20 protein-coding genes are annotated in these 20,734 nt (G+C 69.8%); 12 read left to right on the forward strand and 8 right to left on the reverse strand.

Annotated elements, in window-relative coordinates; translation table 11 throughout:
• The first annotated feature begins 83 nt into the window (after positions 1–83).
• The 10 genes from IE168_RS09410 (at position 84) to IE168_RS09455 (ending at position 9,152) form a co-directional block, all read left to right on the forward strand.
• Complete coding sequence (locus IE168_RS09410; RefSeq protein ID WP_189497599.1) at positions 84–1,628, forward strand: BCCT family transporter; 1,545 nt, start codon at positions 84–86, stop codon at positions 1,626–1,628.
• Positions 1,629–1,927: 299 nt separating this feature from the next.
• A complete protein-coding gene (locus IE168_RS09415) occupies positions 1,928–2,311 on the forward strand; it encodes a hypothetical protein (RefSeq protein WP_229823352.1) in 384 nt (127 codons plus the stop codon).
• Between the two features lies 1 nt (position 2,312).
• Entirely contained in the window at positions 2,313–3,110 is a 798-nt protein-coding gene (gene atpB / locus IE168_RS09420) for a F0F1 ATP synthase subunit A (RefSeq protein WP_189497601.1), read from the forward strand.
• A gap of 71 nt (positions 3,111–3,181) precedes the next feature.
• On the forward strand, positions 3,182–3,481 hold the full coding sequence (gene atpE, locus IE168_RS09425; RefSeq protein WP_189497603.1) for a F0F1 ATP synthase subunit C: 300 nt from the start codon (positions 3,182–3,184) through the stop codon (positions 3,479–3,481).
• Positions 3,482–3,584: 103 nt separating this feature from the next.
• Entirely contained in the window at positions 3,585–4,055 is a 471-nt protein-coding gene (locus IE168_RS09430) for a F0F1 ATP synthase subunit B (protein ID WP_189497605.1), read from the forward strand.
• Positions 4,056–4,060: 5 nt separating this feature from the next.
• A complete protein-coding gene (locus IE168_RS09435) occupies positions 4,061–4,588 on the forward strand; it encodes a F0F1 ATP synthase subunit delta (protein ID WP_189497607.1) in 528 nt (175 codons plus the stop codon).
• A 138-nt stretch (positions 4,589–4,726) separates the two neighbouring features.
• On the forward strand, positions 4,727–6,277 hold the full coding sequence (gene atpA, locus IE168_RS09440; protein ID WP_189497609.1) for a F0F1 ATP synthase subunit alpha: 1,551 nt from the start codon (positions 4,727–4,729) through the stop codon (positions 6,275–6,277).
• 60 nt (positions 6,278–6,337) lie between these two features.
• On the forward strand, positions 6,338–7,201 hold the full coding sequence (gene atpG, locus IE168_RS09445) for a F0F1 ATP synthase subunit gamma (protein ID WP_189497611.1): 864 nt from the start codon (positions 6,338–6,340) through the stop codon (positions 7,199–7,201).
• 103 nt (positions 7,202–7,304) lie between these two features.
• On the forward strand, positions 7,305–8,714 hold the full coding sequence (gene atpD, locus IE168_RS09450; protein WP_189497612.1) for a F0F1 ATP synthase subunit beta: 1,410 nt from the start codon (positions 7,305–7,307) through the stop codon (positions 8,712–8,714).
• Positions 8,715–8,729: 15 nt separating this feature from the next.
• Positions 8,730–9,152, forward strand: coding sequence for a F0F1 ATP synthase subunit epsilon (locus tag IE168_RS09455; RefSeq protein WP_189497614.1), 423 nt, complete (start codon positions 8,730–8,732; stop codon positions 9,150–9,152).
• Positions 9,153–9,219: 67 nt separating this feature from the next.
• Here IE168_RS09455 and IE168_RS09460 read toward each other — a convergent pair whose 3' ends face one another.
• Positions 9,220–9,606 carry a GtrA family protein gene (locus IE168_RS09460; RefSeq protein WP_189497828.1) on the reverse strand — a complete coding sequence of 129 codons (387 nt, stop codon included), beginning with the start codon at positions 9,604–9,606 and terminating at the stop codon, positions 9,220–9,222.
• Positions 9,607–9,723: 117 nt separating this feature from the next.
• Between IE168_RS09460 and glmU the strand changes: the two genes are divergently transcribed.
• The gene (glmU, locus tag IE168_RS09465; RefSeq protein ID WP_189497616.1) at positions 9,724–11,124 is read left to right on the forward strand and encodes a bifunctional UDP-N-acetylglucosamine diphosphorylase/glucosamine-1-phosphate N-acetyltransferase GlmU; all 1,401 of its coding nucleotides are present in this window, start codon (positions 9,724–9,726) and stop codon (positions 11,122–11,124) included.
• A 52-nt stretch (positions 11,125–11,176) separates the two neighbouring features.
• Here the strand turns inward: glmU and IE168_RS09470 are convergent, their stop codons facing one another.
• The 7 genes from IE168_RS09470 to IE168_RS09500 are packed head-to-tail and all read right to left on the reverse strand — an operon-like array spanning position 11,177 to position 18,703.
• The gene (locus IE168_RS09470) at positions 11,177–12,487 is read right to left on the reverse strand and encodes a sensor histidine kinase (RefSeq protein ID WP_189497617.1); all 1,311 of its coding nucleotides are present in this window, start codon (positions 12,485–12,487) and stop codon (positions 11,177–11,179) included.
• On the reverse strand, positions 12,487–13,833 hold the full coding sequence (locus IE168_RS09475; RefSeq protein WP_189497619.1) for a sigma-54-dependent transcriptional regulator: 1,347 nt from the start codon (positions 13,831–13,833) through the stop codon (positions 12,487–12,489). Before IE168_RS09475 ends, IE168_RS09470 begins: the two co-directional genes overlap by 1 nt.
• 10 nt (positions 13,834–13,843) lie before the next feature.
• Complete coding sequence (locus IE168_RS09480; protein ID WP_189497621.1) at positions 13,844–15,076, reverse strand: ABC transporter permease; 1,233 nt, start codon at positions 15,074–15,076, stop codon at positions 13,844–13,846.
• Positions 15,077–15,092: 16 nt separating this feature from the next.
• Entirely contained in the window at positions 15,093–16,394 is a 1,302-nt protein-coding gene (locus tag IE168_RS09485; protein ID WP_189497623.1) for an ABC transporter permease, read from the reverse strand.
• Between the two features lie 10 nt (positions 16,395–16,404).
• Positions 16,405–17,145 carry an ABC transporter ATP-binding protein gene (locus IE168_RS09490; protein WP_189497830.1) on the reverse strand — a complete coding sequence of 247 codons (741 nt, stop codon included), beginning with the start codon at positions 17,143–17,145 and terminating at the stop codon, positions 16,405–16,407.
• 38 nt (positions 17,146–17,183) lie between these two features.
• The gene (locus tag IE168_RS09495) at positions 17,184–17,399 is read right to left on the reverse strand and encodes a hypothetical protein (RefSeq protein ID WP_189497626.1); all 216 of its coding nucleotides are present in this window, start codon (positions 17,397–17,399) and stop codon (positions 17,184–17,186) included.
• A 2-nt stretch (positions 17,400–17,401) separates the two neighbouring features.
• On the reverse strand, positions 17,402–18,703 hold the full coding sequence (locus IE168_RS09500) for an efflux RND transporter periplasmic adaptor subunit (protein WP_189497628.1): 1,302 nt from the start codon (positions 18,701–18,703) through the stop codon (positions 17,402–17,404).
• Between the two features lie 195 nt (positions 18,704–18,898).
• Here IE168_RS09500 and glmS point away from each other — a divergent pair, with 195 nt between their 5' ends.
• On the forward strand, positions 18,899–20,728 hold the full coding sequence (glmS, locus tag IE168_RS09505) for a glutamine--fructose-6-phosphate transaminase (isomerizing) (protein ID WP_189497630.1): 1,830 nt from the start codon (positions 18,899–18,901) through the stop codon (positions 20,726–20,728).
• The last annotated feature ends 6 nt before the right edge of the window (positions 20,729–20,734 follow it).

Consider the following 20,734-nt stretch of genomic DNA (forward strand, 5'->3'; position numbering starts at 1 on the left):
ATCTTTGTTCGTGCGCGGGTCCACGATGCGTGAACGAAGACTAAGCTTGGCACGCATCCCGTCGCCACGAAGGACATCGCGCCATGGTTTTTCGCGTCTCGCTGCTGCTCATCGTCGCCTTGTCCATCGTCGCCGGCGTCGCCCCGGTCCGCTTCGGCGAGGTGAGCGGTGCCGCACTCGCGGCCGTCATCGCGCACGCCGGCTGGATGTACCTGCTGATCGTGTTCCTGACGCTGCTTTTCCTCGCCTGGCTGGCGTTCGGGCCGGCCGGCCGCCTGCGCATCGGTGGCCGCGACGCCGAACCCGAGTTCTCCGGCCCGACCTGGCTGGCGATGCTGTTCGCGGCGGGCATGGGCATCGGCCTGGTGTTCTGGGGCGCGGCCGAGCCGGTGTCGCACCTGGTCCGGCCGCCCGAAGGCCTGCCGCCCGACACGCCGCAGGCCGCGCGCGCGGCGATGCGCTACACCTTCTTCCACTGGGGCCTGCATCCTTGGGCGATCTACGCGCTGATGGGGCTGGCGATCGCGTGGTTCCAGTACAACCGCAGCGGTCGCGGCCTGGTCAGCGACCTGCTGCAGCCGCTGATCGGCGACCGCCACCTCGGGTGGATGGGCAGCGTGGTCAACATCGTGGCGGTGGTCGCGACCGCGATCGGCGTCGCCACCACCCTGGGCTTCGGCACGATGCAGATCAGCGCCGGCATGACCCGCGTGTTCGGACTGCCCGGCGGCCTCGGCATGCAGCTGGCCGTGATCGCGGCCGGCTTCGTGCTGTACATGGCCTCGAGCGCCAGCGGCGTCGACCGCGGCATCAAGTGGCTTTCGAGCTTCAACCTTGCGCTCGCGGGCCTGCTCCTGCTGGCCGTGGCCCTGCTCGGGCCGACCGGCTTCATCGTCGAGACCTTCACCACCTCGCTCGGCAGCTACCTGGACCACCTGGTGGGGATGAGCCTGACGATGACGCCGTTCTCCGGCAGCACCTGGGTGGCGGACTGGACCATCTTCTATTGGGCCTGGTGGATCTCGTGGTCGCCCTTCGTCGGGGCGTTCATCGCGCGGGTTTCCTACGGCCGCAGCGTGCGCGAATTCGTGCTGGGCGTGGTCGTGGCGCCGAGCATGCTGGGCTTCGCGTGGTTCGCGACCTTCGGCGGCGCCGCGCTGTGGGGCCAGATCTTCGGCGGCGTGGACATGGCCGGCGCGCTCGCCGAGGGCTACGAAACGGTGCTGTTCGGCATGTACGACATGCTCCCGTTCCCCGGCCTGCTCTCGGGGCTGAGCGTGCTGCTGCTGGTGATCTTCTTCGTGACCTCGGCCGATTCCGCCGTGCTGGTGCTGGGCTCGATGTCGAGCGAGAACGCCGGCGACCCGCCGCTGGCGAGGAAGTTGGCATGGGGCATCGCGGTCGCGCTGATCGCGGCGGCGATGCTGATGGCCGGCGGCCTCGAGGCGCTGCAGGCGCTGATCACGGTGGCGGCGCTGCCGTTCGCGCTGCTGATGCTGGGCGTGATGGTGGGGCTGCAGCGGGTGCTGGGCATGGAAGTGCTGCGCGAAAAGGCCGAGGAGCGGCGCGCCCGCCGTGCCATCGAGGACTGGATCGCCCGCGAGGAGGAGCGGCGACAGGACGGCTGAAAAGTCGAAGCCCCGGCATGCCGGGGCTTCCGCGGGCCCGTGCGGATCGACGAGGGGAGAGCACACAGGCCGCGCACAGGTCTGACCGCGCGGCGGGCCGGAGGTTCCCGGCGGCGGCGGGCATCGCCTGAATGCGGCTGCGGGGGCGCCGCGCCGCCCGGATCCCGGCGCCAGCCCGGCGTTCAGCGAATCGGTCCTCCCGGCATTGGCCCCGGGACGCTGGTGACTGTTATACTTCCGGGGCTTTACGGGGCCGATTCAAACCGGACCGGCTCCCGCACCAGGGTCACAGGACACCAATGCTCAATCCCCTTGCCGCAGGGTCGCGGCTGGTGCGGCGCACGATCGCCTTCCAGGCGGTCGCGGTCGCCGCGCTTTCGCTTGCGTTGCTGGCGAAGGGGCCTGCGTGGTCGCTGGCCGCCCTCGCGGGCGGCGGGGCCATCGCCGCGGGCGGCGCGCTGTACGGCGTGCTCGCGCTGGGCGGCGGCATCGCCCCGGCCATCGGCGCGCTTGCGCGGCTGGTGCTGGGGCTGCTGGCGAAGTGGCTGGTGGTGATCGCGACGCTGTTCATCGCGATCGCAGTGGCGAAGCTGCCGGCCCTGGCGGTGATGGGGGGCGCGGTCGTCGCGCTGGTGGCACAGGTGCTGGCCATGGCCAGCGGACATCGAAACGGGAATCCATGACATGGCGGCTGCGGCGGATCTCACCCCCACCAGCTACATCCAGCACCACCTGCAGAACCTGACCGCGTCGGTCGGCGAAGGGTCGTTCATGACCCTGCACGTCGATACGCTCGTCAGTTCGCTGGCGATGGGGCTGCTGATCACCTTCCTGTTCTGGGCCGGCACCCGCCGCGCCACCGCCGGCGTGCCCGGCAAGTGGCAGGCCTTCGTCGAGATCATGCTCGAGTTCGTGGACCGCCAGGCCCGCGATACCTACCACGGTTCCAGCAAGCTGGTGACGCCGATCGCGATCACCCTGTTCTTCTGGATCCTGATGATGAACATGCTGAAGTTCATCCCGGCCGACTTCTTCGCCATCCCGCTGTCGTGGATCGGCGTGGAGTACTGGAAGCCGGTGCCGACGGCCGACGTCAACGCCACCCTCGGCCTGTCGATCAGCGTGTTCTTCCTGATGCTGTTCTTCGCCCTGCGCTCGAAGGGCATCGGCGGGTTCTCGAAGGAGTTCCTGACCGCGCCGTTCGGCAAGTGGATGATGCCGTTCAACCTCATCCTCAACATCGTCGAGTGGCTGTCGAAGCCGATCTCGCTGGCGATGCGACTGTTCGGCAACATGTTCGGCGGCGAGATCGTCTTCCTGCTGATCTGGGTGCTTGGCGGCGCCAGCATCCTCGGCCTCATCGGCGGCGCGCTGTTCGGCTTCGGCTGGATGATCTTCCACATCCTGGTGATCCCGCTGCAGGCCTTCATCTTCATGATGCTGTCGATCGTCTACCTGAGCCTCTCGGAAGACAGCCACTAGAGTTCCAGCTTCAACAGTTCCACCCTCCACCCTTTCGTCCAACCCTCAAAGCAACACGCCCGGAGATCACCATGGAAACCATCCTCGCCACGCTTGCCCAGGTCCAGGCCTCGACCGCCCTCGGTATCGGCATCATGATCGGCCTCGCCGCGCTCGGCGCCGGCCTCGGCCTCGCCATCATGTCGGGCAAGTTCCTCGAGTCGGCCGCGCGCCAGCCCGAGCTGATCCCGGTGCTGCAGGTCCGCATGTTCATCACCGCCGGCCTGATCGACGCCGCGTTCATCATCTCGGTCGCCGTCGGCCTGCTGTTCGCCTTCGCCAGTCCGTTCATCGGTCCGTGGACCGAGGCCCTGGCTCGCGTCGCCGGCTGATCAACGCTCCGCAGTCGGCAGGGGCGGCGACCGTCGCCCCCGCCAAGCCGCAGGGCCGGCATGCGCAGCCGCGCATGCCCCGACCACCACGACAGGCAACGCCATGAACATCAATCTCACCCTGATCGCCCAGGCGCTTTCGTTCGCTGCGCTGATCTGGCTGATCGCCACCTTCGTCTGGCCGCCGCTGCTCAAGGCCATCGAGGAGCGCCAGCAGAAGATCGCCGAGGGTCTCGCCGCCGCCGACAACAGCCAGCGCGCCCTTGCGCAGGCCCAGGACAAGGCGAACGAGGAGCTCAAGGCCGCGCGTACCAAGGCCAACGAGATCATCGACCAGGCGCACCAGCGCGCGAACCAGATCGTCGAGGCCGCGCGCGTCGAAGCGCAGACCGAGTCGATCCGGCAGAAGGCCATGTTCGACGCGGAAATCGAGGCTTCGGCCAATCGTGCCCGCGAGGACCTGCGCCGCCAGGTGTCGGCGCTTGCCGTCACCGGTGCGGAAAAGCTGCTGAAGCGTGAGATCGACGCCAGCGCCCACAAGGCGCTGCTCGACGAACTCGCCGCGGAGATCTGAGCCCGATGAGCCAGGAGATCACCCTCGCCCGTCCCTATGCCCGCGCGGCCTTCGCGATCGCGCGCGACCGCGGCGACCTCGCGGGCTGGTCGAAGGCGCTGGCGTTCTCCGCCCGCGTCGCCGCCGACCCGCGCGTCGCCCCGCTGCTGGGCCATCCCTCGCTGGCCGACGCCGACGCCGTCGAGCTGCTGGCCGTCGAGGGCGCGGACGCCGGGCAGCGCGACTTCCTCGCGCTGCTGGCGGCCAACGGCCGGCTGGCGCAGCTGCCCGAGATCGCCGGCCTCTACGAGGACCTGCGTGCGGAAGCCGAGAACATCGTGCGCGCCACGGTCACGTCGGCGGCCGAGCTGTCGGAGTCCGAGATGGCCGGCATCCGCGCCGCGCTCGAGCGCCGCTTCGGCAGCGCGGTCGAGGTCGAGGCCGCGGTCGATCCGGCCCTCATCGGCGGCGCCGTGATCAGCGCCGGCGACGTCGTCATCGACGGCTCGCTGCGCGGCAAGCTCGCGCGCCTGCAGTCGGCGCTGGGCGCGTAGGAGCAGCGACAGCTGCGATAGCTACAGCTTCGATCAAGTATCCAGGCCATCGCGGCCCCGGCCCCGCCGGACCCGACGGTCACCCCAAGATCCACTTACCGCGCACCACCACCGCTGGCGCGCACCGAGGAACCGGAAATGGCAAGCACCCAGCTCAACCCCTCTGAAATCAGCGAACTGATCAAGAGCCGCATCGAGAAGGTCAAGCTGGCCGCCGAGGCGCGCAACGAGGGCACGGTCACCTCCGTGTCCGACGGCATCGTGCGCATCTACGGCCTGGCCGACGTGATGCAGGGCGAAATGATCGAGCTGCCGAACGACACGTTCGCCCTCGCCCTGAACCTCGAGCGCGACTCGGTCGGCGCCGTGGTCCTGGGTGACTACGAGCACCTGCGCGAGGGCGACGTGGCCAAGACCACCGGCCGCATCCTCGAAGTGCCGGTCGGCCCGGAGCTGCTGGGCCGCGTGGTCAACGCGCTGGGCGAGCCGATCGACGGCAAGGGCCCGATCGCGGCCTCGCTGTCGGCGCCGGTCGAGCGCGTGGCGCCGGGCGTCATCTGGCGCAAGTCCGTCGACCAGCCGGTGCAGACCGGCTACAAGTCGGTCGACTCGATGATCCCGATCGGCCGTGGCCAGCGCGAGCTGATCATCGGCGACCGCCAGACCGGCAAGACCGCGATGGCCATCGACGCGGTGATCAACCAGAAGGGCACCGGCATCAAGTGCGTGTACGTCGCCATCGGCCAGAAGGCCTCGACGGTCGCGAACATCGTGCGCAAGCTGGAAGAGAACGGCGCGCTGGCGCACACCATCGTGGTCGCCGCCACGGCGTCCGAGTCGGCCGCGATGCAGTACATCAGCGCCTACTCCGGCTGCACCATGGGCGAGTACTTCATGGACCGCGGCCAGGACGCGCTGATCGTGTACGACGACCTGTCGAAGCAGGCCGTGGCCTACCGCCAGATCTCGCTGCTGCTGCGCCGCCCGCCGGGCCGCGAAGCCTATCCGGGCGACGTGTTCTACCTGCACTCCCGCCTGCTCGAGCGCGCCGCGCGCGTGTCCGAGGAGTATGTGGAGCAGTTCACCGGCGGCGAAGTGAAGGGCCAGACCGGCTCGCTGACCGCGCTGCCGATCATCGAGACCCAGGCCGGCGACGTGTCCGCGTTCGTGCCGACCAACGTGATCTCGATCACCGACGGCCAGATCTTCCTGGAAACCGACCTGTTCAACGCCGGCATCCGCCCGGCCGTGAACGCCGGCATCTCGGTGTCGCGCGTGGGTGGTTCGGCGCAGACCAAGATCATCAAGAAGCTCTCGGGCGGCATCCGCATCTCGCTGGCGCAGTACCGCGAGCTGGCGGCGTTCGCGCAGTTCGCATCCGACCTCGACGACGCCACCCGCAAGCAGCTCGAGCGCGGCCAGCGCGTCACCGAGCTGATGAAGCAGCGCCAGTACCAGCCGATGTCGATCGCCCACCAGGCGGTGTCGATCTATGCGGTGAACGAGGGCTACCTGGACGACGTGCCGGTGAACAAGATCGGTGCCTTCGAGGACGGCCTGCACGCGCACTTCGACAACACCGCCGGCGAACTGGTCTCGAAGATCAGCGCCTCGGGCGCCTGGAACGACGAGATCGAGGCCGCGTTCAAGAAGGGCATCGAAGACTTCAAGGCGACGGGTTCCTGGTAAGCACGGGCACCCGCCCAGCGACCCAGACCCAGACCCCACAGCGACCAGAGCGAGCGACCCATGGCCGGCGGCAGAGAAATCAAAACCAAGATCAAGAGCGTGCAGAACACCCGCAAGGTGACGCGCGCGCTCGAAATGGTCTCGGCTTCGAAGATCCGCAAGGCGCAGGAGCGGATGAAGGCCTCGCGCCCCTACGCCCGCGCGATGAAGCAGATGATCGGCCACCTCGCCCAGGCCAACACCGACTTCCAGCACCCGTTCCTGGTGGAGCGGGCGGAGGTCAAGCGCGTCGGCTACGTGATCGTGTCGTCCGACCGTGGCCTGGCCGGCGGCCTCAACAACAACCTGTTCCGCAAGCTGCTGGGCGAGATCCGCCAGTGGCAGGAGAAGGGCGTCGAGGTCGACGTGGTCACCATCGGCCAGAAGGCGACGGTGTTCTTCCGCCGCCTCAAGGTCGGCATGCTGGCCAGCGTCACCCACCTGGGCGATACCCCCGAGGTCGAGCAGCTGATCGGCATCGTCAAGGTGATGCTGGACGGCTACACCGACGGCCGCCTGGACCGCGTGTTCATGGTCTACAACGACTTCGTCAACACCATGGTCCAGCGCGCCGCGTTCGATCAGCTGCTGCCGCTGCCGCCGTCGGACGAGAAGCTGGTGACCCATGACTGGGACTACCTGTATGAGCCCGACGCGCAGACCGTGCTGGAGCACGTGCTGACCCGCTACATCGAGTCGCTGGTGTACCAGGCGGTGATGGAGAACATCGCCTCCGAGCACGCCGCGCGCATGGTGGCCATGAAGGCCGCCAGCGACAACGCGACCAAGCTGATCGACACCCTGAACCTGGTCTACAACAAGGCCCGCCAGGCGGCGATCACGCAGGAAATCTCCGAGATCGTGGGCGGCGCCGCCGCGGTCTGACCAGACAAGCATGTGGGAGGGGCCGAAGGGCCCGGTCCCGACGAATCGCGGCCTTGGCCGCTCCCACAACCAGCAAAGACATCGAGTTTCAGAGGACCAGGCAATGAGCAACCAGGGCAAGATCGTTCAGATCATCGGCGCGGTCGTCGACGTGGAATTCCCGCGCAGCGAAGTGCCGAAGGTGTACGACGCACTGAAGGTCGACGGCACCGAGATCACCCTCGAGGTGCAGCAGCAGCTCGGCGACGGCATCGTGCGCGCGATTGCGCTCGGCTCGACCGACGGCCTGAAGCGCAACCTCGTGGCCACCAACACCGGCACTGCGATCTCGGTGCCCGTGGGCGCCGGCACGCTGGGCCGCATCATGGACGTGCTCGGTCGCCCGATCGACGAGGCCGGCCCGGTCGACGCCTCGGCGCACTGGGAGATCCACCGCGCTGCGCCGTCGTACGAGGACCAGTCCTCGTCGACCGAACTGCTCGAGACCGGCATCAAGGTCATCGACCTGATGTGCCCCTTCGCCAAGGGCGGCAAGGTCGGCCTGTTCGGCGGCGCCGGCGTGGGCAAGACCGTGAACATGATGGAGCTCATCAACAACATCGCGAAGGCGCACTCGGGCCTGTCGGTGTTCGCCGGCGTGGGCGAGCGTACCCGCGAGGGCAACGACTTCTACCACGAGATGAAGGACTCCAACGTCCTCGACAAGGTGGCGATGGTCTACGGCCAGATGAACGAGCCGCCGGGCAACCGCCTGCGCGTCGCGCTGACCGGCCTGACCATGGCCGAGTACTTCCGCGACGAGAAGGACGAGAGCGGCAAGGGCAAGGACGTGCTGCTGTTCGTCGACAACATCTACCGCTACACCCTGGCCGGCACCGAGGTTTCGGCGCTGCTGGGCCGCATGCCGTCGGCGGTGGGCTACCAGCCCACGCTCGCCGAGGAAATGGGCGTGCTGCAGGAGCGCATCACCTCCACCAAGTCCGGTTCGATCACCTCGATCCAGGCCGTGTACGTGCCCGCGGACGACCTGACCGACCCGTCGCCGGCGACCACCTTCGCCCACCTCGACGCCACCGTCGTGCTGAGCCGCCAGATCGCCTCGCTGGGCATCTACCCTGCGGTCGACCCGCTGGACTCGACCAGCCGCCAGCTCGACCCGAACGTGATCGGCACCGAGCACTACGAGGTCGCGCGCAAGGTGCAGGCGACGCTGCAGAAGTACAAGGAGCTCAAGGACATCATCGCGATCCTGGGCATGGACGAGCTGTCGGAAGAGGACAAGCAGGCCGTGTCGCGCGCGCGCAAGATCGAGCGCTTCTTCTCGCAGCCCTTCCACGTGGCCGAGGTGTTCACCGGTTCGCCGGGCAAGTACGTGCCGCTGAAGGAAACCATCCGCGGCTTCAAGGGCATCGTCGAAGGCGAGTACGACCACCTGCCGGAGCAGGCGTTCTACATGGTCGGCGGCATCGACGAGGCGGTCGAGAAGGCCGCGAAGATGGCCGAAAAGGCCTGAGGCAGGTAGCGACCCATGACCACCATCCGTTGCGACATCGTCAGCGCCGAGGCCGAGATCTTCCGCGGCGAGGCCACCCTGGTGGTCGTCACCGGTGAAGTGGGCGAGCTCGGCATCGCGCCGCGCCACGCGCCGCTGATCACCCGGCTCAAGCCCGGCAAGGTCGTGGTGACCCAGGCCAACGGCGAGAAGCTGGACTTCGCCATCAGCGGCGGCATCCTCGAGGTGCAGCCGCAGGTGGTGACGATCCTGGCCGACACCGCCATCCGCGCCGACGAGATCGACGAGGCCAAGGTGCGCGCCGCCAAGGAAGAGGCCGAGCGCGTGCTGGCCGGCCGCGGCGAGGCGATGGACGTCGCCGAGGCGCAGAAGAAGATGGCCGAGGTGGCCGCGCAGTTGCAGGCGCTGGAGCGCCTGCGCAAGAACCTGAAGCACTGACGGGCAGCGCCCGCGGTCTCCGGAAAGCCCCGCCATCGCGCGGGGCTTTTTCGTGGACGCGCCAGCCTCAGCGCCGGTAGATCCAGTGCCGGGAGGCGATGAAGCCGAGCACGCCCAGGCCGACCTCCACCAGCGGCTTGGCCAGCCAGGCCCACTTCCGGCCGAGCAGGTCGTCGATGGCCTCGATCGCGACCGTGCTGAGGACGGTCATGGCCAGCCACATCAGCACGAAGCGCGCGAGCTGGCGGCGACCCGGCGCGCGGCCGTCGTCGGCGGCGAAGGTGATCCTGCCGTTGAGCCAGAAGCCCAGCAGCGCGCCGCAGATGCGGCCGGCCACGTTGGCCAGGCCGATGCGCAGCCCGACGTGGCTGAGCAGCACCATCACGCCCCAGTCGAGCAGCCACTGGATGCCGCCGATCACGAGGTAGCTCGATCCCTGGCGGCCCAGGCTCAGCGCGTGCCGTCGCTGGCGATGGTCGGGTGCTTGCGGCGGCGGGATCGGCATCGCGGCGTATGCTAGCAGAGCGCCGCAATCGCTAGAATGGCCGCCTCCAGGGAACAGGACCGATCCATGACCGCCGCCGACACCACCAGCCCCGCCAGCGACCTGCACGTCGTGGTCCTTGCCGCCGGCGAGGGCAAGCGCATGAAGTCCGCGATGCCCAAGGTGCTGCAGAAGATCGCCGGCAAGCCGATGCTCTCGCACGTGCTGGCGGCCGCGCGCGAGCTGTCGCCGGCGGCGATCCACGTGGTCCACGGCCATGGCGGCGACCAGGTGCGCGAGGCCTACCGCCACCGCTCCGACATCAACTGGGTCGAGCAGACGCGGCAGCTCGGCACCGGCCACGCCGTGCGCGAGGCCATGCCCGACGTGCCCGACGGCGCCCAGGTGCTGGTGCTGTACGGCGACGTGCCGCTGATCACCGCCGCGACCCTGCGCCGCCTGCTGGCCGCCGAAGGCCGGCTGGCGGTGCTGGTGGCGCGACTGGAGGACCCGCGCGGCTACGGCCGCATCGTGCGCGACCCCGAGGGCAACGTCGGCGCGATCGTCGAGGAGAAGGATGCCGATGCCGAGCAGCGCCGCATCGACATCGTCAACACCGGCGTGGTGGCGGCCGAGTCCACGGCGCTGAAGACGTGGCTGCAGCGCCTGTCCAGCGACAACGCGCAGGGCGAGTACTACCTGACTGACATCTTCGCGATGGCCGCCGAGGAATACAGCGCGGCGGAGATGGTGCTGGTCGACGATCCGGTGGAGACCGAGGGCGCGAACGATCCCTGGCAGCTCGCCCAGCTCGAGCGCGCGATGCAGCGGCGGCGCGTGCGCGCGCTCTGCGCCGACGGCGCGCGCTTCGCCGATCCCGCGCGGGTCGACATCCGCGGCGAGGTGGTCGTGGGCCGCGACGTCGAGATCGACGTCGACGTGGTGCTGGAAGGCCGCGTGGTGCTGGGCGACGGCGTGCGCATCGGCCCGTTCTGCCGCATCCGCGACGCCGAACTCGGCGCCGGCACCGTGGTGCGCGCGCACTGCGACATCGAGGGTGCGAGGGTGGAGGGCGCCGCGCAGCTGGGGCCGTTCGCGCGCCTGCGCCCGGGCACCGTGCTCGCCGACGGCGTGCACATCGGCAACTTCGTCGAGACCAAGAACTCGGCGTTGGGCGTGGGCAGCAAGGCCAACCACCTTAGCTACCTGGGCGACGCCGAGATCGGCGCCGGCGTGAACATCGGCGCCGGCACCATCACCTGCAACTACGACGGCGCCAACAAGTCGACCACGACCATCGAAGACGGCGCCTTCATCGGCTCGAACTCCTCGCTGGTGGCGCCGGTGACCATCGGCCGCGACGCCACCATCGGCGCCGGCTCGGTGATCACCAGCAATGCCCCCGACGGCAAGCTGACGATCGCGCGCGGCCGCCAGACCAGCATCGAGGGCTGGCAGCGCCCGGTGAAGCAGCCAAAGCCCGACTGACCCTCGCTCCGCACCGGCCACGCCTCCTGCGGCCACCGTCCTGCGACCACCGTCAGGCGGGCAGCACCAGGCTCACGCCCAGGCCGCCGCCCTCGCGGTTGGCCAGGGCGATGCGGCCGCCGTGGGCTTCGGCGATCTCTCGGCTGAGCGCCAGCCCCAGCCCGGTGCCGTGGCGCTTGGTCGAATAGAACGGCAGCAGCGCGTTGGCCAGCACCGGTTCGTTCATGCCGGTGCCGCGGTCGAGCACGTCGATGCGCCAGCTGTCCGGCAGCCGCCGCAGCGCAAGGCGCACGTCGCCGGGCGCCGAGCCCGATTCGTGCGCATTCTTCAGCAGGTTCAGCAGCGCCTGCTCCAGCTGCGCGGCGTCGGCCCGGACCTGGCCTTCCACGTGGCCCTCGATGCCGAAGTCCACCTGGCTGCGCAGCCGCTCGAGGAAGACGCGCCAGTCCACCGGCTCCAGCCGCGGCGACGGCAGTTTGGCGAAGCGCGCGTAGTCGCGGATGAAGCCTTCGAGATGGCGCGCGCGCTCCTCGATCGTGGCCAGCGCGCCCGGCAGGCGCTCGTGCTGGCCGCGGCGCAGCAGCTCGGCGCCGGAATGCGCCAGCGAGGCGATCGGCGCCAGCGAGTTGTTGAGCTCGTGGCTGATCACGCGGATCACCTTCTTCCACACCTGCACTTCCTGGCGGCGCAGCTCGGCGGTGAGCTGGCGCAGCAGCAGCAGCTCGTGGCGGCGGCCGTTGAGGCGGAACAGCCGCCGCGAGAGGTGGTAGATGTCCTCGTCGTCCTCGTCGCCGACGGTGAACATGCCGTCGCCGCCCCGCGCGAAGGCGTCGCGCATGGCCTCGGGCACGCGCTCGAGCAGTTCGGCGAAGGGCACGCCCTCCAGCCGGTGGCCGTCGCCGAGCAGCTTGCGCGCCGCCAGGTTGCCGAGCACGACGTGGCCGCCGGGATCGACCAGCAGCATCGCCACCGGCGTGTTCTGCACCATGGTGTCGAGCAGCAGTTCGCGCTGCACCAGGCGCAGGCGCTGTTCGCGCAGGGTGTCGCCGAGCGCGCGGTGGGTGGCGACCAGGGTGCCCAGTTCGCCGCCGCCTTCCCAGGACAGGCCGAAGCTGTAGTCGCCGTCGCGGTAGCTCGCCACGCTGCCGGCCAGCGCGCGGAACAGCGAGTGCGCCGGCGCCAGCAGCCGCCTGACGTGGTACAGCAGCAGCGGCAGTGGCAGGGCGACCGCCACCGGAAGCGCGAGCCAGCGCGAGCCCAGCCACGGCTCCAGCAGCAGCACCAGTGCGCCGGCGATCGCCATGTAGGCCAGGGCGACGGCCGTGAACGAGACGCTCAGCGGCAGGCGCGGGAGACGCGCCATCAGTCGCGCCGGATCCCGAGCCGGTCCAGCCGCCGGTAGAGCGCCTGTCGCGACAGCCCCAGCTCCTGCGCCGCCTGTGCCAGCACGCCGCCGTGGCGTGCCAGCGCGGCCTCGATCGCGGCGCGATCGGGCTCGTCCACCGCGGACGGCGGCGAGACCATCGGCACCGGCACAGGCGGCAGGCCCAGCGCGTCGGCGCGGATGTCCCTGTTCGCCGACAGCAGCGCCGCGCGCTGCACCACGTTGCGCAGCTCGCGCACGTTGCCCGGCCAGGCGTGGCGCAGCAGGGCGCGCTCGGCGTCGGCGGACAGGCGCCGGCCTTCGGGCAGGAAGTGGCGCGCCAGCGGCAGGATGTCGTCGGGGCGCTCGGACAGCGGCGCCAGCTTCAGCTCCACTGCGTTGAGCCGGTAGTACAGGTCCTCGCGGAAGCGGCCGTCGCGGATCATCGCCGGCAGGTCGGCATTGGTCGCGCTGACCACGCGCACGCGCACCTGGCGCTCGCGGTTGCCGCCCAGGCGCGCGAAGCGCCCGGTCTCGAGCACGCGCAGCAGCTTCATCTGGCCGGCCGCGGGCAGGTTGCCGATCTCGTCAAGGAACAGGGTGCCGCCGTCGGCGGCCTCGAACTTGCCCCCGCGCGCCTTGCCCGCGCCGGTATAGGCCCCGGCCTCGGCGCCGAACAGTTCGGCCTCGATCAGCTCGCCCGGGATCGCGCCGCAGTTGAGCGCGACGAAGGGGCCGTCCTTGACCATCGAATTGGCGTGCACGATCTCGGCGATCTTCTCCTTGCCCGCGCCGTTGGGCCCGGTAATGAGCACCGGCAGCTCCGAGCGCGCGACCTGGCAGGCCAGCGACAGCAGGCGCTCGCTGGCCGGATCGGCGTAGACCACGCCGCGCAGGTCGTGGCCGCCCGACAGCGCGTCGCGACGGCGGCGCTCGGCGCCGCGGTGGCGGGCCAGCTCGCGCCGCGCTTCCGACAGCTCCAGCAGGTTGTTCACCGTCGCCAGCAGCCGGCGGTCGTCCCAGGGCTTGCCGAGGTAGTCGGCGGCGCCGGCCTTGACCAGGTCGACCGCCGACTCGAGGTGCGTCCAGGCAGTGAGCAGAATCACCGGCAGGTCGGGCTCCTGGCCGCGGATGGCATGGAACAGCGCGACGCCTTCGTCGCCCGAGGTGGTGTCGGCGTGGAAGTTCATGTCCTGCACCACCAGGTCGATGTCGCCGCGCCGCAGCCGCGCCAGCCCCTCGTCCGGCGACTGCGCGGCCACGGTGTCGATGTCGTGCAGCGAGAACAGCAGGTCCAGCGCGGTGGCGACGGCGGGGTTGTCGTCGATGATCAGGACGGTCGGCATGGCTCCGGGATCATACGCTGCGCGTGGCCACGGCCGGGGGCACCGCGGCGGCGCGCCGCGCGGGTCCCAGCACCGCGACCTGGCCCAGCAGCCACAGCGCGACCGCGCCCACCGGCAGGTACACCAGCGGCAGCCGCGGCAGCTCGTAGCGGCCCATCAGCAGCTGGTTGATGCCGAACGCCAGGATCATGCCGATCACGATCCCGATGGTGGCCAGGATGAAGTTCTCGGTCTGGAAGTAGCGCAGGATCTGGCCGCGGGTGGCGCCCAGCGCGCGGCGGATGCCGATCTGCTTGCTGCGCTGCTGCACCCAGAAGCTGGCCAGGCCGACGATGCCCAGCGCGGTGATCAGCAGCAGCGCGATGCAGACGATGCCCAGCAGCCAGACCATCGAACGCTGCTGCTGGTAGTACTCGTCGCGCAGCTCGCGGAAGGTCTTGGTGTTCTCTTCGATGATGATCCGCTTGGGGCCGTTGGCGCGCAGCGCTTCGCTGGCGCTGGCCAGGATCTCCTGCCGGCGCTCGGGCGTGGTGCGGAGGATGTACTGGCCGCCGAGGTCGTAGTTGGCGCGCACCGGCACGATCAGCGAGTACTGCCTTGCCCCCGGGCCGCCAAGACTGCTGGGCCGGACCAGGTGCGCGACGACGCCGATGATGCTGACCGGCGTGTCGCCCCAGACGTAGATCGCCTTGCCCAGCGGGTCCTGCCCCGGGAACAGCCGCTCGGCGAGCTTCCGCGTCACCACGACGCCGGGGATCGTGACCTCCTTCTCCGGGTCGCTGAAATCGTCATTCGGGACCAGCTCGTCGCTGGTGAAGTAGCGGCCCGCCACCAGTTCGATGCCGAACGTATCGAGGAACTGTTCGTCGCCCATGTAGGTGGTCGCCACCACCGTCGGCTGCTGCTGGTCGGGAACCAGGTTGACGCCCGAGTTCCACGACGAGTTCACGAACGGCACCTGGTTGGTGGTCGTGGCCGCCTTCACCCCGGGCAGGCCGCGCAGCACCTGCAGGTCCGAGCGGGTCTGCGCGGCGGCATCGGCGTCGTTGCCGACGGGGATGATCTGGATGCGCACCAGCTCGTCGACGGCGACGCCGCTGGGCTCGCGCATCTGGGTCAGGCGTTCGCCCACCATGAACAGCGCGTTGCAGATGATGGCGCAGGTCAGCGCGATCTCCAGCACGATCAGCGCGGCCGCGGTCTTGTGCCGCAGCAGGGTGGACAGGATCGGTCGGATGTCCATCAGTCGTTCCTCGGGGTCACTGCGACTTGAGCTGGATGGCGGGCGTGACGTCCATCGCGCGCCATGCGGGGAGGAGGCCGGCGGCCATGCTGGCCACCACGGCCAGTGCGAAGGTCACCAGCAGCATCGGCAGGTCCAGGTGCGCGAGTTCGGCGTAGCTGGACGGCTGCTGCCGCACCGCCCACAGGCCGAGCAGGGCCAGGCCCAGGCCGAGGATGCCGCCGGCCAGGCCGATCGCGCCGGCCTCGACCAGGCACTGCTTGAAGATCTCGGTGCGCGAGGCGCCGAGCGCGCGGCGCACGCCGATCTCGCCGCTGCGACGCAGGAACTTGGCCAGCAGCAGGCCGACGGTGTTGAGCAGGCAGACCAGCAGGAAGCCGAAGCCCAGCCACAGCTGCATCATCACGTCGCGCGGGACCACCTTGTTGAAGTCCAGCCACTCCATGACGTTGCGCAGGCGCACGTTGGGCTCGCGCTCGAAGCGGCCGGCGGCCTTCTGCTGCGCGGAATAGTTGACCAGGTAGGCCTCGTAGTCGGACGCCTTCGACGCGTCCTCGAGCTCGGCCCAGTACTGGATCCAGACGCAGGGGGCGTTGAGCGCGGTCTCGTCGGCGCCGGAGTCGCCCCAGCAGTCCATGCTGCCGCTGCGGCCGAAGTCGAGCGCGCGCGAGGTGGAGAACGGCAGGAAGACGTCCTCGAGCTCGCCGTAGCGGTCGCTGTTCATGTCGTAGAAGCGCGGGGTGGGGCGCCAGTCGTCGAGGACGCCGGCGACGCGGAACTCGTTGCCGCCGATCAGCAGCGGCCGGCCGACGCTGTTGGCGCAGCCGAAGACCTTGTCGTTGAGCGACTTCGAGATCACCGCCACGCGCGCGCTGGACGCATCGTCGCCCTCGCTCCAGCCGGTGCCGTGCAGGAACGGCGCCGCGAACATCGCGAAGAAGTCGGCGGTGGCGTAGCGCGCGTCGGAGTAGAACGGCGGCAGGTCGGCCTTGTCCGGCGTGATCGACACCGCGCCGCCGGTCATCATCGCCTGGCGCAGGGCGCGCTTCTCGCGCAGCAGGGTCTCGGCGTCGAAGCGCGTGACCTGGGCGGCGGGCTCCTCGCCGGGGACGAAGCCGCGCATTGTCGCGGGGTCGAGCTGCACGTAGAACAGGCGGTCGCTCTTCTCCGGGATCGGGTCGCCGGACAGCACCTTGAACACGGTCAGCGTGGTCATGCAGGCGCCGATGCCCAGCGCGATCGCCAGCACCATCAGTGCGGTCAGCACCTTGTTGCGGCGGAAGCTGCGCAGGGCGAGCCTGGAGTAGTAGGCGAGCATGGCGGGGTCCTCAGGCTTCGGAGGCGGCGCGGGCGTCGGCTTCGACCTGCCCGGCGCGCGCGGCGCGGGTCAGGCTGGGCTCGACGGACAGGTCGGTGGCCATGCCGTCGACGATGTGCACGTTGCGGTGCGCGCGCGCGGCCAGCTCGGGGTCGTGGGTGACCATCACGATGGTCGTGCCCTGCTGGTTGATGTCCTCCAGCAGCTCGAGGACGCTGCGCGCCATCTGCGTGTCGAGGTTGCCGGTGGGTTCGTCGGCCAGCAGCAGGCGCGGGCTGCCGGCGATGGCGCGCGCGATCGCGGCGCGCTGCTGCTGGCCGCCGGACAGTTCCGCCGGGAAGTGCTTCATGCGCGAGCCCAGGCTGACCATGCCCAGCGCGTCCTCGATGCGCAGCTTGCGCTCGTTGGCCGGCATGCCGCGGTAGCGCAGCGGCACGTCGACGTTGTCGAACAGGTTGAGGTCCGGGATCAGGTTGAAGCCCTGGAAGATGAAGCCGATCTTCTGGTTGCGCAGGCGGCTGCGCTGGTTGTCCGACAGCCCGCGCACATCCTCGCCGTCGAGGTGGAACTCGCCGCCGGTGAAGGTCTCGAGCAGGCCGGCGATGTTGAGGAAGGTCGTCTTGCCCGAACCCGAGGGGCCGGTGACCGCAACGAACTCGCCTTCGTCGACCCGCAGGTCGAGCGAGCGCAGCGCGTGCGTCTCGACGAGTTCGGTGCGGTAGACCTTGGTGACCTGGCGCATGTCCAGCATGGCGTTGCTTCCCTGTGCGGTGGTGGCGGTGGTGCCCATCAGTCGACCTGGAACCGGGTGGGCAGGGACGAGGACGGGAGGTAGGGGCGGGGGGCGTGCGCGCGGCGGGGTTCGCCGTCGGCGGGGAAGGCGGTGGGCCGGGCGAGCTCGCGGACGTCGAAGCGGTACAGCTCGCTCAGGCGTCGCGGCACCGCATCGGCCCGCTGGAACGAATCCCAGTGGACGACGTGGGGGAAACCGGTGGTCGCTTGCATGGTCATTCTCCGGAAATGCGGACGCGGTCCGCCTGCTGGAACTGGTCGCTGCCCGACACGACGATGCGTTCGCCGGCCTGCAGCCCCGACACGATCTCGACCGCCGACAGGCTCGAGGCACCGGCCTGGATCGGCCGCCGCTGCGCACTGCCGCCGTCGACGACGTAGGCGAAATTGCCGCCTTCCTGCTCGAGGAAGGGCCCGCGCTCGACCATGAGCACGTCCTCGCGGGTGTCCAGTACGATGCGCGCCGACAGCCGTTGGTTCTGGCGCAGGCCGGGCGGCTGCTGGCCGTCGGCGAAGCGCAGGCGGGCGTTGACCTCGCCGTTGACGACTTCCGGCGACACCGCCGAGATTTCCGCCGGCCATTGCTTGCCGACGCTGGTGACCTGGGCGGGCATGCCGATGCCGAGGTCGCGGGCGAAGCTCTCGGGCACCTTGATCTCGACCTCGAACTGCGACAGGTCGACCACGCCGAGGATCGGCGCGTTGGCGGCGACGTTGGTGCCCTGGGCGATCTGCACCTGGCCGACCTGGCCGTCGAAGGGCGCGCGCAGGGTCAGCGCGTCGACCTGGCGGCGCAGCTCCTCGACCACGGCTTCCTGACGCTCGGCCAGCAGGCGCTTGTTGCTGGCGTCGATGCCCGCGCCCTGGCCCTGCAGCGCGAAGTCCTGGCGCGCCGAGGCGACGCCGATCTCGGCCTTCTTCAGGCCGTCGAGCGCGCGGTCGTAGTCGTTGCGCGAGACCGCGCCGCCTTCGAAGGCGCGCTTGTAGCGTTCGACGTCGCGCTCGGCGGCGACCTCGTCGATCAGAGCCTGGTCGAGCAGCTTCTGTGCATCCGACCGGGTCAGGCGCGCGTCGAGCATGGCGCGGTTGGCCTCGCCCTGCAGGCTGGCCAGGGTGGACTCCTCCTGCACCAGCTTGCTGCGCAGCTCGGGGCTGTCGATCACCGCCAGCTCCTGGCCCTTCTCCACCGCGTCGCCGGCCACCACCTTCAGCGCCACGGTGCCGCCGGCGATGGCGTACAGGGTCGGGCTGTTGGCGGCGATGACGCGGCCGTCGGCGGACAGGTCGCGGACCAGGTCGCCGCGCACGACTTCGGCGATGCGGATGCGCGAGGCGTCGTGCGAGCGGCCGCCGCTGCTCCAGCCCGCCGCCACCCAGGCCGCGAGCCCGAGCACCACGGCGCCGGCGATCCCGGCGACGATCCGCGGATCGCGCAGGCGGCGGCGCGCGGGCGCGGCGGTGGCCGGGGCGCGGTCCTGGCCGGAGGTGTCGCGGATGCGGGCGCGGCTTGTTTGCATGGGGTGTCCGGTGGCGTCGAATCGGGAGGGTTGTCTCCATCAACGCAAGCGGCGTGCCAATCGCAAGGCATTGATCTGTCGATGGTTTGTCCGGGTGTCCGGGTGTCCGCGCGGACACCCGGAGCGTCCGCGCGGACGGCCTGGCCGGGTTTCGCCGTTACACTGTGCAGTCCCCAGACAAGGCATCCCATAGACATGTGCGGCATCGTCGGTGCGATCGCGGATCGCGATGTGGTTCCGGTCCTGATCGAAGGACTCAAGCGTCTCGAATACCGTGGCTACGACTCCGCCGGCATCGCCGTCGTGGACGGTGCCGACATCCGCCGGGTGCGCCGCACCGGCCGCGTGGCCGAGATGGAGGGCGCCGCCGCCGCCGAAGGCTTTGCGGCCACGCTCGGCATCGGCCACACCCGCTGGGCCACGCACGGCGGCGTCACCGAATCCAACGCGCACCCGCACGTCAGCCACGGCGTGGCGCTGGTGCACAACGGCATCATCGAGAACCACGAAACGCAGCGCGAGCGCCTGAAGGCGCTGGGTTACGAATTCGAATCGCAGACCGACACCGAGGTCATCGCGCACCTCATCCACCACTACCTGCAGGACGGCAACGACCTGCTCGCGGCGCTGCAGCGTGCGGTGAAGGAACTGCATGGCGCCTACGCGCTGGCCGTGGTCAGCCGCAAGGAGCCGGGGCGCATGGTGGTCGCGCGCATGGGCTGCCCGCTGCTGGTCGGCTTGGGCGAGGGCGAGAACTTCGTCGCCTCCGACGTGTCGGCGATCCTGCAGGCCACGCGCCGCGTGATCTTCCTCGAAGAGGGCGACACCGCGGAGATCACCCGCGAGGCGGTGCGCGTGTTCGACGGCGACGACCTGCCGGTGCTGCGCGAGGAACACCTGTCCGACGTCTCGCTGTCCTCGCTGGAGCTCGGCCCGTACCGGCACTTCATGCAGAAGGAGATCCACGAGCAGCCGCGCGCGCTGGGCGACACGATGGAAGCGATCATCGACGCCGGCGCCTTCGAGCCGACCCTGTTCGGCAAGGATGCGGACGCCGTGCTGCGCGAGGTCGAGGGCGTGCAGATCCTGGCCTGCGGCACCAGCTTCTACGCAGGCTCGGTGGCGCGCTACTGGATCGAGGCGATCAGCGGCCTGCCCTGCAGCGTCGAGATCGCCAGCGAATACCGCTACCGCACCGCGGTGGCGAACCCGAAGCACCTGGTGGTCACCATTTCCCAGTCGGGCGAGACGCTCGACACCATGGAAGGGCTGAAGTACGCGAAGTCGCTGGGCCAGGACCTGACCCTGTCGATCTGCAACGTGCCCGAGAGCGCGATCCCGCGCGCCAGCAGGCTCGTGTTCTACACCCGCGCCGGCGCCGAGATCGGCGTGGCCTCGACCAAGGCCTTCACCACCCAGCTGGTGGGCCTGTTCGCGCTGGCCGCGACGCTCGCCAAGCTCAACGGCCGCCTGCCGGAAGAGAAGGAGGCCGAGTACATCGAAGCGCTGCGCCACCTGCCGGGCAGCGTGCAGCATGCGCTGAACCTGGAGCCGCAGGTCGCGATGTGGGCCGAGCACTTCACGCCCCGGGAGCACGCGCTGTTCCTGGGCCGCGGCGTGCACTATCCGATCGCGCTGGAAGGCGCGCTCAAGCTCAAGGAGATCTCGTACATCCACGCCGAGGCCTACCCGGCGGGCGAGCTGAAGCACGGCCCCCTGGCGCTGGTGGACGACGACATGCCGGTGGTGGTGATCGCGCCCAACGACAGCCTGCTGGAGAAGGTGAAATCGAACATGCAGGAAGTGCGCGCGCGCGGCGGCGAGCTGTTCGTGTTCACCGACGCCGACAGCAACTTCAGCGAGAGCGAAGGCGTGCACGTGATCCGCACCGAACGCCACGTCGGCGTGCTGAGCCCGATCGTGCACACCATCCCGGTGCAGATGCTGGCCTACCACGTCGCGCTGGCGCGCGGCACCGACGTCGACAAGCCGCGGAACCTGGCGAAGAGCGTGACGGTGGAGTAACGCGGC

This window comes from Luteimonas padinae (assembly GCF_014652935.1).
GTDB classification, from domain to species: domain Bacteria; phylum Pseudomonadota; class Gammaproteobacteria; order Xanthomonadales; family Xanthomonadaceae; genus Luteimonas; species Luteimonas padinae.

Excerpts from the sequence above, each read along its gene's own strand:
- IE168_RS09410 (WP_189497599.1), top strand. The coding sequence starts at position 84 with ATGGTTTTTCGCGTCTCGCTGCTGCTCATCGTCGCCTTGTCCATCGTC.
- IE168_RS09415 (WP_229823352.1), top strand. The coding sequence starts at position 1,928 with ATGCTCAATCCCCTTGCCGCAGGGTCGCGGCTGGTGCGGCGCACGATC.
- atpB (WP_189497601.1), top strand. The coding sequence starts at position 2,313 with ATGGCGGCTGCGGCGGATCTCACCCCCACCAGCTACATCCAGCACCAC.
- atpE (WP_189497603.1), top strand. The coding sequence starts at position 3,182 with ATGGAAACCATCCTCGCCACGCTTGCCCAGGTCCAGGCCTCGACCGCC.
- IE168_RS09430 (WP_189497605.1), top strand. The coding sequence starts at position 3,585 with ATGAACATCAATCTCACCCTGATCGCCCAGGCGCTTTCGTTCGCTGCG.
- IE168_RS09435 (WP_189497607.1), top strand. The coding sequence starts at position 4,061 with ATGAGCCAGGAGATCACCCTCGCCCGTCCCTATGCCCGCGCGGCCTTC.
- atpA (WP_189497609.1), top strand. The coding sequence starts at position 4,727 with ATGGCAAGCACCCAGCTCAACCCCTCTGAAATCAGCGAACTGATCAAG.
- atpG (WP_189497611.1), top strand. The coding sequence starts at position 6,338 with ATGGCCGGCGGCAGAGAAATCAAAACCAAGATCAAGAGCGTGCAGAAC.
- atpD (WP_189497612.1), top strand. The coding sequence starts at position 7,305 with ATGAGCAACCAGGGCAAGATCGTTCAGATCATCGGCGCGGTCGTCGAC.
- IE168_RS09455 (WP_189497614.1), top strand. The coding sequence starts at position 8,730 with ATGACCACCATCCGTTGCGACATCGTCAGCGCCGAGGCCGAGATCTTC.
- glmU (WP_189497616.1), top strand. The coding sequence starts at position 9,724 with ATGACCGCCGCCGACACCACCAGCCCCGCCAGCGACCTGCACGTCGTG.
- IE168_RS09470 (WP_189497617.1), bottom strand. The coding sequence starts at position 12,487 with ATGGCGCGTCTCCCGCGCCTGCCGCTGAGCGTCTCGTTCACGGCCGTC.
- IE168_RS09475 (WP_189497619.1), bottom strand. The coding sequence starts at position 13,833 with ATGCCGACCGTCCTGATCATCGACGACAACCCCGCCGTCGCCACCGCG.
- IE168_RS09480 (WP_189497621.1), bottom strand. The coding sequence starts at position 15,076 with ATGGACATCCGACCGATCCTGTCCACCCTGCTGCGGCACAAGACCGCG.
- IE168_RS09485 (WP_189497623.1), bottom strand. The coding sequence starts at position 16,394 with ATGCTCGCCTACTACTCCAGGCTCGCCCTGCGCAGCTTCCGCCGCAAC.
- IE168_RS09490 (WP_189497830.1), bottom strand. The coding sequence starts at position 17,145 with ATGCTGGACATGCGCCAGGTCACCAAGGTCTACCGCACCGAACTCGTC.
- IE168_RS09495 (WP_189497626.1), bottom strand. The coding sequence starts at position 17,399 with ATGCAAGCGACCACCGGTTTCCCCCACGTCGTCCACTGGGATTCGTTC.
- IE168_RS09500 (WP_189497628.1), bottom strand. The coding sequence starts at position 18,703 with ATGCAAACAAGCCGCGCCCGCATCCGCGACACCTCCGGCCAGGACCGC.
- glmS (WP_189497630.1), top strand. The coding sequence starts at position 18,899 with ATGTGCGGCATCGTCGGTGCGATCGCGGATCGCGATGTGGTTCCGGTC.